The organism is Thauera sp. ZXT1-4 (assembly GCF_052598215.2).
The window spans coordinates 1-12,552 of record NZ_JBQWSN020000010.1; the positions used below are offsets into that span (position 1 = coordinate 1).

General features: G+C 64.8%; 10 protein-coding genes. 6 read left to right on the forward strand and 4 right to left on the reverse strand.

All coding sequences use genetic code 11. The annotated features are described in order from the left end of the window. Positions 1-96: 96 nt before the first annotated feature. On the reverse strand, positions 97-1,482 hold the full coding sequence (locus ACUH78_RS09605) for a hypothetical protein (protein WP_510497561.1): 1,386 nt from the start codon (positions 1,480-1,482) through the stop codon (positions 97-99). Between the two features lie 186 nt (positions 1,483-1,668). Here ACUH78_RS09605 and ACUH78_RS09610 point away from each other — a divergent pair, with 186 nt between their 5' ends. Together ACUH78_RS09610 and ACUH78_RS09615 are read left to right on the forward strand one after the other, a co-directional pair. Continuing rightward, positions 1,669-2,463, forward strand: coding sequence for a thymidylate synthase (locus ACUH78_RS09610; RefSeq protein ID WP_320368281.1), 795 nt, complete (start codon positions 1,669-1,671; stop codon positions 2,461-2,463). Beyond that, a complete protein-coding gene (locus tag ACUH78_RS09615; protein ID WP_418364995.1) occupies positions 2,460-2,957 on the forward strand; it encodes a dihydrofolate reductase in 498 nt (165 codons plus the stop codon). The genes ACUH78_RS09610 and ACUH78_RS09615 overlap by 4 nt, the downstream gene beginning before the upstream one ends. Positions 2,958-3,049: 92 nt before the next feature. On the opposite strand, the gene ACUH78_RS09620 is transcribed toward ACUH78_RS09615, so the two are convergent. The 3 genes from ACUH78_RS09620 to apbC form a co-directional block, all read right to left on the reverse strand. Beyond that, entirely contained in the window at positions 3,050-5,293 is a 2,244-nt protein-coding gene (locus ACUH78_RS09620; protein WP_320368283.1) for an Orn/Lys/Arg family decarboxylase, read from the reverse strand. A gap of 150 nt (positions 5,294-5,443) precedes the next feature. Then, positions 5,444-6,010 (reverse strand): dCTP deaminase, encoded by a 567-nt coding sequence (gene dcd, locus ACUH78_RS09625; RefSeq protein WP_048705906.1) that lies wholly within the window; start codon positions 6,008-6,010, stop codon positions 5,444-5,446. Between the two features lie 166 nt (positions 6,011-6,176). Continuing rightward, entirely contained in the window at positions 6,177-7,268 is a 1,092-nt protein-coding gene (gene apbC, locus ACUH78_RS09630) for an iron-sulfur cluster carrier protein ApbC (RefSeq protein ID WP_418364994.1), read from the reverse strand. A 185-nt stretch (positions 7,269-7,453) separates the two neighbouring features. Here apbC and ACUH78_RS09635 point away from each other — a divergent pair, with 185 nt between their 5' ends. The 4 genes from ACUH78_RS09635 (at position 7,454) to ACUH78_RS09650 (ending at position 12,535) form a co-directional block, all read left to right on the forward strand. Beyond that, positions 7,454-8,026, forward strand: a complete 573-nt coding sequence (locus ACUH78_RS09635) for an OmpA family protein (protein ID WP_445333336.1) — start codon at positions 7,454-7,456, stop codon at positions 8,024-8,026. 174 nt (positions 8,027-8,200) lie between these two features. Next, positions 8,201-10,375, forward strand: coding sequence for a methionine--tRNA ligase (gene metG / locus ACUH78_RS09640; protein ID WP_445333337.1), 2,175 nt, complete (start codon positions 8,201-8,203; stop codon positions 10,373-10,375). Between the two features lie 167 nt (positions 10,376-10,542). Then, positions 10,543-12,234, forward strand: a complete 1,692-nt coding sequence (locus tag ACUH78_RS09645) for a SulP family inorganic anion transporter (RefSeq protein ID WP_418364991.1) — start codon at positions 10,543-10,545, stop codon at positions 12,232-12,234. Continuing rightward, a complete protein-coding gene (locus ACUH78_RS09650) occupies positions 12,227-12,535 on the forward strand; it encodes an acylphosphatase (protein WP_445333338.1) in 309 nt (102 codons plus the stop codon). Before ACUH78_RS09645 ends, ACUH78_RS09650 begins: the two co-directional genes overlap by 8 nt. The last annotated feature ends 17 nt before the right edge of the window (positions 12,536-12,552 follow it).

The window sequence follows — 12,552 nt, forward strand, 5'->3', positions numbered from 1 at the left end:
AACCGCTGCAGCGCTGAAGAGGTGCGCATTATAGACCCAGCAGAAACAACGTCAAGCACTATCTGCACAAAAACCTAAACGACCCACTCGGGCGGATCAGAGCACCTGGAAGGTGCAGATACGATAGTCTCGCTCGACAAGTTCCTGCTGGAGCTTGCGCAGGGTGAACAAGCCCGCAACTGAGCGCAGGAAGACTCGCTCCGATACGAACTCGCAGTCGGATGGCAGCACCACCCGCACCAACTCCCCTTTCAATACTTCGTCGCACAGAATGCAGCGCACCGGCGAGCGCCCGTCATCGAGATCCGCAGCCTGCGGTTTACGCGCAATCAGTTCGATACCAAGGTCCGTCAGCGGCTGCCCAAAACCAAGCCGGCGGACGACCCCAAGCTGCCAGCCCTGCCCATCTACGAAATGCACAGCAACAAGCCCTCCGATGTCAGGCCAGCCCCCCGGGGGTTCAAGGTCCATGGAAAAGTGCAAGCCGCTATGGCTGAAGTCCAGTGTGCGGCACCTCTGGCGTGAGATTGAGGCACGCTCATCCAGTACGGCAAGGCAGTTCTCGAACCCATGCGTCACGTCGATCTCGGCTTCCTGAGGGAAGCGTCGACGCAGACGGATGGGCGGGTCCGCAGACCATCTACGGAGGAGCGCCTCGACGGCATCGTGCAGTGCCGGAAGGGGTTGCCCCGCAAGTGCTGCCGGCACTTCCCCACGCTCGAGCGCCTCCCGGAATCCGCGCAGAAGCTCACCTGCAGCGTCCGCCTGGAAATGCCACGCTCCCGACGACGGCTCTCCCGCCCGGCGCTCCGGCATCGGCGCATCCGGTGGCGAAACCACATACTGGAGCGGCAGACTCTTCTTGCGGGACAACTCGATGAAGGGCAGCGCACGGTCGATCAATGCGCAGGCCGCGAGCGCCGTATCAAGCACCATCTGGTCAAGACCCGCGCTATGGTAAGCGATCGCACGCAGATACTCTCGCCCGATGCCCGGCAGGTCGCCCCCGACCAGTCGTCCATACGACTCGGGAGCGTCAGTGAAGAGAACGGCCAGACGCCCCCATACATCCAGGGGCGGGCGGCTTCGGCTGCAGGCGGACCACTTGACCACTTCCGCAGCGCTCGACGCCAGACGCAGGCGGTACGCAGCGGGCGCCGAACCATCCGCGCCCCTGCACGACGCCCAGTACGCATCACTCAAGGCGATCGCGCAGTCACGTACGCTGGCCACCCAGCGCACAGCCCAGCCCGCATCCCGAACACGCCCGGCACCGGCTCCCGGAGCAGAGGAAGCGACAGCATCTCCGAAGGCATCGCCATAGCTGCAGACGATGCCGAATGCTGCATCCCCCGCGCTCTCATGACCGGGTCCGGCAAGCGAGCGCAACGCGAACGCCGCTGCATGAAAGCCGGCAACAACGTCTCCGGCACCGGCAAAGACGGCAACAGGGGAATAATCGAGAGGCCTGGGGGCGTGCAAGACGGTCTCCGAATGGGCGGGCAGAGGACGCCGCTCAGGGGCACACCCTACCCGCCGATGTGTTTGCGGCATTCTGCGCCTCGCAGCCGCGCAATGTCCAGATCATATGGGCTGTCGCGACGCCGCGGCTCAAATGGCAGGAGCGGGTACTCACCCGTTAGAATCGAGGCTTTTGCGAGGGCCCCCATGCAACAGTACCTCGACCTGATGCGCCACGTGCTCGAGCACGGCGACGGCAAGACCGACCGAACCGGAACCGGTACCGTGTCGGTGTTCGGTTGGCAGATGCGCTTTAACCTGCAGAAAGGCTTTCCACTCCTGACGACGAAGAAGCTCCACACCCGCTCCATCATTCATGAACTGCTCTGGTTCCTCCAGGGCGACACCAACATCCGTTACCTCAAGGAAAACGGGGTCTCGATCTGGGACGAATGGGCAGACGAGGACGGTGAGCTTGGCCCGGTTTATGGGAAGCAGTGGCGCCGCTGGGAGAACGCCGATGGCACCCGCGTGGACCAGATCGCCCGACTGATCGATGGCATCCGGAGCAACCCGGACTCCCGCCGCCACATCGTCTCGGCTTGGAATCCGGGGGAGGTAGACCGCATGGCGCTTCCCCCCTGCCACGCACTCTTTCAGTTCTACGTGGCAAAGGGCAGGCTCTCATGTCAGCTCTATCAGCGCAGTGCGGACATCTTCCTGGGCGTCCCGTTCAACATCGCGTCCTACGCGCTGCTGACGCACATGGTGGCACAGGTGTGTGATCTCGAACCGGGCGATTTCATCTGGACAGGCGGGGACTGCCACCTTTACCTGAACCATCTCGATCAGGCGCGGGAGCAACTGTCGCGCACGCCGCGCGCGCTGCCGCAACTTCGGCTCAACTCTACGGTCAAGGACATATTCGCGTTCCGCTTCGAGGACTTCAGCCTCGAAGGCTACGATCCCCACCCACATATCAAGGCTCCGGTGGCCATATGAGCAAGACCCCCGAGATCGTCATCGTCGCCGCCGTCGCGCGCAACGGCGTGATCGGCCGCGACAATGGCCTACCCTGGCGGCTGAAGGCGGATCTGCAGCGTTTCCGTGCGCTGACCATGGGGCACCCCATCCTGATGGGGCGCAAGACCTGGGCATCGCTCGGACGTCCTTTGCCCGGGCGGCGCAACATGGTGGTGTCCCGCAGCAAAGACTTCAACGCCGACGGCGCCGAAGTCTTTGCCAGCCCGGAGGCTGCGATCGCAGCCGCTATGGACAGCGGCACGCTGTTCGTCATCGGCGGCGCGCAGCTTTACGACACTTTACTTCCCCTGGCTGACCGACTGGAGCTCACCGAAGTCTGGGCGGACGTCGAAGGGGATGCGCACTTCCCGCCCTTCGATCTGTCCGAATTCGTGGAAGACCGGCGCGAAGCGCGCAGCGCAGACGAAGAGAACGAGTACGACTTCGACTTCGTGCAGTACCGGCGACGCTGAGCCCCCGACACCACACACCATGAAGAAGGGCCGCAATCCGCGGCCCTTCTTCCTTCTTCAATCGAAGCGCCCAGGTACCCGGGCGCCAGCGCTCATCCCTTCACGCAATCGACGTGGTAGCGGCCGTCCTCGCCCTTGACCAGACCGTGGATGTCCGTCTCGAAGCCGGGGAAGCGCGCATTGAAGTCGCGCGCGAACTTCAGGTAACGCACGATCGTGGCATTGAAGCGCTCGCCCGGGATCAGCAGTGGGATACCCGGCGGATAGGGCGTGACCAGCATCGCCGTGACGCGGCCCTCGAGTTCGTCGAGCACCACACGCTCGATCTCACGGTGGGCCATCTTCGCGAAGGCATCGGCAGGCTTCATCGCCGGCACCATGTCCGAGAGATACATCTCGGTGGTCAGTCGGGCAACGTCGTGGTCCTTGTAGAAGCTGTGGATCTGGTTGCACAGATCCTTCAGGCCGACGCGCTCGTAACGGGGGTGCTTGGCAATGAACTCGGGCATCACCCGCCACAACGGCTGGTTGCGATCGTAGTCGTCCTTGAACTGCTGCAACTCGGTCACCATCGTGTTCCAGCGGCCCTTGGTGATGCCGATGGTGAACATGATGAAGAAGGAGTACAGGCCAGTCTTTTCGACGATGATGCCGTGCTCCGCCAGGTACTTGGTGACGATCGCCGCCGGGATGCCCGTGTGTTCGGCGAAGTCGCCGTCCATGTTGAGACCCGGGGTGATGATCGTGGCCTTGATCGGGTCGAGGATGTTGAAGCCTTCGGCCAGGTTGCCGAAGCCGTGCCAGCGCTCGCCCGCCTTCAGGGTCCAGTCGTCACGGTGACCGATGCCTTCCTCGGCGAGATAATCCGGCCCCCAGACCTTGAACCACCACTCGTCCTCGCCGAACTCGGCGTCCACCTTGCGCATCGCGCGGCGGAACTCCACCGCCTCGGACAGTGATTCGTTCACCAGCGCGGTACCGCCTGGTGCCTCCATCATCGCGGCCGCCACGTCGCAGGACGCGATGATCGCGTACTGCGGCGAGGTCGAGGTGTGCATCAGATAGGCCTCGTTGAAGATGTCGCGGTCGAGTTTGCGAGTCTGCGAGTCCTGCACCAGGATCTGCGAGGCTTGGCTCAGGCCGGCGAGCAGCTTGTGGGTCGACTGGGTGGAGAACACCATCGACTCGCGGCACCGCGGACGATCCGCGCCGATCGCGTGATAGTCGCCGTAGAAATCGTGGAAGGCGGCGTGCGGCAACCAGGCTTCGTCGAAGTGCAGGGTGTCGATCTGGCCGTCGAGCATTTCCTTGATGGTCTCGACGTTGTAGACCACGCCATCGTAGGTCGACTGCGTCATCGTCAGAATGCGCGGCTTCTTGTTCTTCGCCTCGCGAGCGAAGGGGTTGGCCTCGATCTTTTTCTGAATGTTCTCGATCGAGAACTCCTCCAGCGGGATCGGGCCGATGATGCCGTAGTGGTTGCGCGTCGGCGTCAGGAACACCGGCACCGCACCGGTCATGATGATCGAGTGGAGGATGGACTTGTGGCAGTTGCGGTCGACGACGACGATGTCGCCGGGCGCCACCGTGGTGTGCCACACCATCTTGTTCGAGGTCGAGGTGCCGTTGGTGACGAAGTACAGGTGGTCGCAGTTGAAAATGCGCGCCGCATTGCGCTCCGAGGCCGCCACCGGACCGGTATGGTCGAGCAGTTGACCAAGCTCGTCCACCGCGTTGCAGACGTCCGCACGCAGCATGTTCTCGCCGAAGAACTGGTGGAACATCTGGCCCACCGGGCTCTTCAGGAAGGCGACCCCGCCCGAGTGCCCCGGACAGTGCCACGAATACGAGCTGTCGGCGGCGTAGTGCACCAGTGCGCGGAAGAAGGGCGGCGCCAGCGAATCGAGGTAGTTCTTCGCCTCCCGCACCACGTAGCGCGCGATGAACTCCGGTGTGTCCTCGAACATGTGGATGAAGCCGTGCATCTCGCGCAGCACATCGTTGGGGATATGGCGCGTAGTGCGCGTCTCGCCATGCAGGAAGATCGGGATGTCGGCATTGCGGAAGCGAATCTCGACGACGAAGGCGCGCAGATCGGCGATGGCCTTGGCCGAAGCCTCGGGCGAGGAAAACTCCTCGTCATCGATCGACAGGATAAAGGCAGAGCCGCGGCTCTGCTGTTGCGCGAAGGAGGTCAGGTCGCCATAGCTGGTGACACCGAGCACCTCCATGCTTTCGTCCTCGATCGCCTTCGCCAGCGCGCGGATCCCCAGTCCCGAGGTGTTCTCCGAGCGGAAATCCTCGTCGATGATGATGATGGGGAAGTGAAATCTCATCCTGGTCCTCTCCAGCGGTGTCCTTGCGGGACGGACAAAATGGGCAGGGTAGCCGTCGTGGGTTGCCTGCGCGTTACCGAAAGTGCTTCGGAAAAGTACAAGGGGCCGTCAGGCGGCCCCGTGGATGCATCCTCTCTGCGCGTCGTCGCTTCAGATCTTTGGCAAGGTGACGCCAGTCTGGCCGAGATACTTGCCACCGCGATCTTTGTAAGAGGTCTCGCACACCTCGTCCGACTCGAAGAACAGCATCTGCGCCACGCCTTCGTTGGCGTAGATCTTGGCCGGCAGCGGCGTGGTGTTGGAGAACTCGAGCGTCACGTGGCCTTCCCACTCTGGCTCGAGCGGGGTGACATTCACGATGATGCCGCAGCGCGCGTAGGTGCTCTTGCCCAGACACACTGTCAGCACGCTGCGCGGAATGCGGAAATACTCGACCGTGCGCGCCAGTGCGAAGGAATTCGGCGGGATGATGCAGACGTCGCCCGTGAAATCGACGAAGTTGCGCGCATCGAAGTCCTTGGGGTCCACGATGGTCGAGTTGATGTTGGTGAAGATCTTGAATTCGTTTGCCACGCGCACGTCGTAGCCGTAGCTCGAGGTGCCGTAGGAGACGATGCGGCCGCTGTCGTTGCTGCGCACCAACTCCGGCGCGAAGGGCTCGATCATGCCGGCCTCTTGGGCCATGCGGCGGATCCACTTGTCGGACTTGATGGACATGGGCGCGGGTTCCAGCGGAGTGCGTTGCGGCCGGCAGCAGGGCCGGTCGTAAAAGCGGCGTAGTGTAGGACAAGCGCCGCAGCGGGGAAAGACCTCGCCACGGCATTGTTGCTGCACCGCACACCGGGACGGCCGCCGTGGCGCTCCGCCCCGGAAGCACCCGGGTTCAGGTGCTCTTGATGACGATGTTCGGGAACTTGTGCGTCATGTCCTTCGAGCGCTCTGCGATGCGCACCGCGACCCGGCGCGCGATCTGCTTGTAGGTCGAGGCGATGCGCCCCTCGGGGTCGGCGACGACGGTCGGCGAGCCACCGTCGGCCTCGCTGCGAATCTGGATGTCCAGCGGAAGCGCGCCGAGGAAGGGCACATTGAAATCCGCGCACATCTTCTCGCCACCGCCGTGGCCGAAGATGTGCTCCTCGTGGCCACACTTCGAACAGATGTGGATGCTCATGTTCTCCACCACACCCAGGATGGGCACACCCACCTTCTCGAACATCTTCACGCCCTTGCGCGCATCGAGCAGGGCGATGTCCTGCGGCGTGGTGACGATGACTGCACCGGTCACCGGAACGCTCTGCGACAGGGTGAGCTGGATGTCGCCGGTGCCCGGCGGCATGTCGATGACGAGGTAGTCGAGATCGTCCCAGGCGGTGTCCTTGAGCATCTGGTTCAGCGCCTGCGTAGCCATCGGCCCCCGCCAGACCATCGGCGTATCAGGGTCGATCAGGAAGCCGATCGACATGGCCTGAAGTCCGTAGGCCTGCAGCGGGATCATGGTCTTGCCGTCTGCCGACACCGGACGCTGATCGCCGATGCCCAGCATCTGCGGCTGCGAGGGACCATAGATGTCGGCGTCGAGGATGCCGACCCGAGCACCTTCGGCCGACAGCGCCAGCGCGAGATTCACCGCAGTCGTGCTCTTGCCCACGCCGCCCTTGCCCGAAGCGACGGCAATGATGTTGCGCACACCCGGCAGCAGCTTCACACCCTGCTGCACCGCGTGCGCCACGACCTTGCTGGTCACCTTGATCTCGACGCGCTGGACACCGGGCAGCTTCGACACGGCCTCGCTCAACAGGGCACGGATGGGCTCATGCTGGCTCTTGGCCGGATAGCCGAGCTCGACATCGAAACGGACTGCGCCGTGCTCTACGCTCAGGTTACGGATGCTGCGGCCAGCCACGAAATCCTTGCCGGTATTCGGGTCGATCACCTGCTTGAGCGCTTCGTTTACGGTTTGCTGATCAAGACTCATCGCGTTTTCCTCGAAAATCGGTGCACCCGCTGCGGGGTGAAAGCGGCAGAATCATACCGGAGCGGGAGCATTCGCTCACCCGCGTTCTGAACAGGGTTTATTCCTGCAGTTCCGCTGCACCCACGATCTGGCGCGACGCCTTGCCACGGCAGGCGTCCCCCAAGAGGCATCCATCCACGCCCTCCATGAATACGCAACGCTGCTGCCGTCTCCTCCCCCTTGTCGGTTCCGTCCTGCTGCTCGGCGCCTGCGCGACCCTCCCCGCCCCCGAACCCACCGACCCGATCAATCGCCATGCACTCGTGCGCGTGAGCACGCCCGAGCCGGACTGGCCGGCGCTCCGCCAGCGCCTGCTCACAGCCACCGCCGAGGTGCACGGCATCGAGATCGGCAGCCCCGAAGTCCAGGGGCTACGCCTGCAGATTCCGGTGCCCGACGGGTTCGCGAGCGGCAGCGCAGAGATCCGCCCACCCCTGGCCAAGGCGCTCGATACGCTCGCAGCCGTCCTCGCCGGCGAAGGGGGTGCGGCGGTGAAGGTGGTCGGCCATACGGACAGCCAGGGTAGCGAGATGGTCAATCTGCAGTTGTCGATCACCCGGGCCGAAGCGGTCGCCGAGCACCTCCGCCAGCGCGGCATCGCGCTGGAACGCCTGAGCGCGGACGGCCATGGCGAAGCTGACCCGCTCACCAGCAACGCCACCGATGAAGGACGCGCGCGGAACCGTCGGGTAGAACTGATCCTCAGCCGGCAACCTTGAGCATCAGGTGCATCCAACCGCCCCCTGCCCGCCGTGGAGGACGTGTTCATGAAGAGAAGGCGCCCGGAGCACCCGATTCGCGAGCAGACCCAGATCCTTGCGCGCGACCAGTCAGTGCGGGCGCCCGCTTTGTTAAACTCCTGACTTTATTCAGCAGGCCCGTCCGCACACATCATGTCTCGCAAGATCCTCGTCACCAACGCCCTGCCCTACGCCAACGGCGACATCCACCTCGGCCACCTGGTGGGCTACATCCAGGCCGACATCTGGGTGCGCTACCAGCGCATGCGGGGCCATTCGGTGCACTACGTCTGCGCGGACGACACCCACGGCACGCCGGTCATGCTGCGCGCCGAGAAGGAAGGCCTCACCCCCGAGCAGCTCATCGACCGCGTGCATGGCGAACACCTGCGTGACTTCACCGCCTTCGGCGTCGCCTTCGACAACTACCACTCCACGCACAGCCCCGAGAACCGCTTCTACGCCGAGGACATCTACGGCAAGCTGAAGACCGGCGGCCTGATCGACACGCGCTCGATCGAGCAGTACTACGACCCGGTTAAGGAGATGTTCCTGCCCGACCGCTTCATCAAGGGCGAATGTCCCAAGTGCGGCGCGGCCGACCAGTACGGCGACAACTGCGAGGCCTGCGGCGCGGCCTACGCTCCCACCGAGCTCAAGAACCCCTACTCCGCGGTGTCCGGCGCCAAACCGGTGCTGAAGACTTCGGAGCATTATTTCTTCCGCCTCTCCGACGAGCGCGCCGTCGCCTTCCTGCGTGAATGGACGCGCGGCACCAACACCGCCGGCGAGCGCCGCCTGCAGGCGGAAGCCGCCAACAAGATGAAGGAGTGGCTCGGCGAGGAAGGCGAAAACAAGCTTTCCGACTGGGACATCTCGCGCGACGCGCCCTACTTCGGCTTCGAGATCCCGGGCGCGCCGGGCAAGTACTTCTACGTGTGGCTGGACGCGCCGATCGGCTACCTCGCCAGCTTCCGCAACCTCGTCGAGAAGCGCGCCGCCGCGGGCGAGACGATTACCGTCGAGGACTACACGGACGCCGCCCGCGCCGCCACGGCCGGCACCGAGATGGTGCACTTCATCGGCAAGGACATCCTCTACTTCCACGCCCTGTTCTGGCCGGCGATGCTGAAGTTCGCCGGCTACAACACCCCCAGCCAGCTGTGCGTCAACGGCTTCCTCACCGTCGATGGCGCCAAGATGAGCAAGAGCCGCGGCACCTTCATCACCGCGCACTCCTACATCGCGCAGAAGCTCAACCCCGAGTGGCTGCGCTACTACTTCGCCGGCAAGTCCAACGGCACCATGGAAGATGTCGACCTCAACCTTGACGACATGATCGCCAAGGTCAATTCCGACCTCGTCGGCAAGTTCGTGAACATCGCCAGCCGCTGCGCCGGCTTCATCGGCAAACGTTTCGACGGCAAGCTGGGCGAAGTTGATGCCGCCGCCTGTGCCGAGTTCGCCGCCGCATGGAGCGAGGGCCGGATCGCCACCGCCTACGACGAGCGCGACTACAGCCGCGCGCTGCGCGAGATCATGCGCCTGGCCGATGTCGCCAACCAGTACGTCAACGACCACAAGCCGTGGGAACTCGCCAAGCAGGAAGGCCAGGAAGCGCACCTGCACACGGTGTGCAGCACCGCGCTGACGATGTTCCGCGATCTCACCCGCTACCTCAAGCCGGTGCTGCCGGCGCTGGCCGCGCAGGTCGAGGCCTTCCTCACCATCCCGACGATGGACTGGCAGGGCGAATGGGCGCCGCTGCCTGAAGGCCACGCCATCCAAGCGTACAGCCACCTGATGACCCGCGTCGAGCGCAAGCAGATCGACGCGCTGCTCGACGCCAACCGCGAATCACTCGCCCCCGCCGCCCCGCCGAAGGAGGCGAAGGACGCCAAGGCGGCGTCTTCCCAGCAGCGCCACGCCGAAAAGCAGCAGCACGCCGCGCAGGCGGCCGAGACGGCATCGCCCCACATCTCGATCGACGACTTCACCAAGGTCGACCTGCGCATCGCCCGCATCGTCGATGCCGAGCACGTCGAAGGCGCCGACAAGCTGATCCGCCTGCAGCTCGACATCGGCGAAACCGACGAAGCCGGCAATGCCAAGCCGCGCCAGGTCTTCGCCGGCATCAAGTCGGCCTACGACCCGGCCACACTCGTCGGGCGCATGACGGTCATGGTCGCCAACCTCGCACCACGCAAGATGAAGTTTGGCATGAGCGAGGGCATGGTGCTCGCAGCCTCGGACACCGAAGGCGCCACGCCGGGCCTCTTCATCCTGTCGCCCGACGACGGCGCGGTGCCGGGCATGAAGGTGAAGTGATCCGCCACGAGTAGCCGCCATGCCGCTCACACCCTCGAAACGCTGGATCGTCCTGCACCACGCGGGCCGAGGGTGAGTCTCTCCGCCGCTCGCGTCGGCCCTCGATCCGAAGGCGGCGCCGCATGGGCCTCGTGCCCCGTCCTGAACCAGTACGCAGCGGAGAAAGCATGAAACTCGACTTCCGTCCCAAACTCTTCGACACGCTGCCCGGCTATGGCCGGGCCACCTTCATCGGCGACCTCTCCTCGGGCATTACCGTTGGCGTACTCGCGCTGCCGCTGGCGATGGCCTTCGCGATCGCCTCGGGCATGTCGCCCACCGCCGGCATCTGGACGGCGATCGTCGCCGGCTTCCTGATCGCGCTGCTCGGTGGCTCCCGGGTGCAGATCGGCGGCCCCACCGGCGCCTTCATCCCGATCATCTACGCCATCGTCGCCGACCTCGGCGTGCAGAACCTGCTCATCGCCACGATGATGTCGGGCGTGCTGCTGTTCGCCATGGGCGCGCTGCGCCTGGGCAACATGATCCGTTTCATCCCGCTGTCGGTCGTGATCGGCTTCACCAACGGCATCGCGGTGGTGATCTTCATCTCGCAGATCAAGGACTTCCTCGGCCTGCAGATCACCGACCTGCCAGGCGAGTTCTTCGCCAAGATGGCGGCGCTGATCGACGCCCTGCCGACCCTGCACCTGCCCACGCTGGCGGTGGCGGTCGTGTCGCTCGTCATCCTCATTGGCTGGAACCGCCAGGCGCGGCGGGTCGCCTGGATGCGGCGCCTGCCAGGTCCCTTGGCCGTTCTCATCGTCATGACCGCAGTCAATGCGCTGCTCGCCCTGCCGGTCGACACCATCGGCAGCCGCTTCGGCGGCATCCCGCAGGAGATCCCGGCCTTCGGCCTGCCTGAGCTCAGCCTGTCGATGCTCGGCAAGCTGATCGCCCCGGCGATCACGATCGCGCTGCTGGGCGCGATCGAATCCCTGCTCTCGGCGCGGGTGGCCGACAGCCAGATCGACGACCGCCACGACCCCAACCAGGAACTCATGGCACAAGGCATCGCCAACGTCGCCGCGCCGCTGTTCGGTGGCTTCGCCGCCACCGGCGCGATCGCACGCACCGCCACCAACATCCGCACCGGTGGGCGCACCCCAGTCGCCGGCATCATCCACGCCGGCGTACTGCTGGCGATCGTGCTCGCGCTCGCTCCCGCCGCCAGCCACATCCCGCTCGCCACGCTGTCGGCGATCGTGGTCATCGTGTCGATCAACATGGGCGAATGGCATGCCTTCGCGCCGCGCGAACTGGCGCGCTACTCGCTGCAGTACCGGACGATCCTGCTCGGCACCTTCTTCATCACCGTGGTGTTCGACCTCACGCTGGCGGTGGAGATCGGCATGGTGCTGGCGAGCCTGTTCTTCATGTACCGCATGTCGGATCTCACCCGCATCGAGCGCATCACGCTGCCCGAACTGGACGGCGCGGAGACCCAGCTGCGCGCAGACGGCACACCGCGCGTGCTCGCCTACAAGCTCTCCGGCAGTCTGTTCTTCGGTGCCGCCAACAAGCTCGAAAACCTGCTGCTGATGCAGGACGGCCACCCCGATGTGGTCATTCTCGACATGGACCGGGTGCTCAACCTCGACACCACCGGACTCGACATCCTGCAGACCCTGCATCGCAACCTGCAGAAGCGCGGGGCGCAACTCATTCTCTGCCAGCTCGGCTCGCAGCCGGGATCGATCGTGTTCCGCTCGGGCTTCCTCGACAGGCTGGGCGACGACAACATCACCGCCACGCTCGAAGAGGCCGTCGCCCGCGCGCGCCTGCTGAGCGGCAAGGAACCGGAGATTGCCTATGTCTGACCTCAACGATCCGTCTTCGGAGGGCGCCGTCGCGCGCCTGCTCGCCATCCATGGCAAGGTGCAAGGCGTGTGGTACCGCGCCAGCGCGCAGGCCGCGGCTACCCGCCTAGGGCTGCGCGGCTGGGTGCGCAATCGTCACGAAGGCTGGGTCGAGGCACTTGTGATCGGCCCCCAGGCGCGCATCGACGACTTCATCGACTGGGCACGCCAAGGGCCGCCGAAAGCCGACGTGGCGCGCATCGAGATCAGCGCGGCCGACGCGGACGCCATCGAGGGCTTCGAACAACGTCCGACGGCGTGAGACCGCAGCGCGGCGGC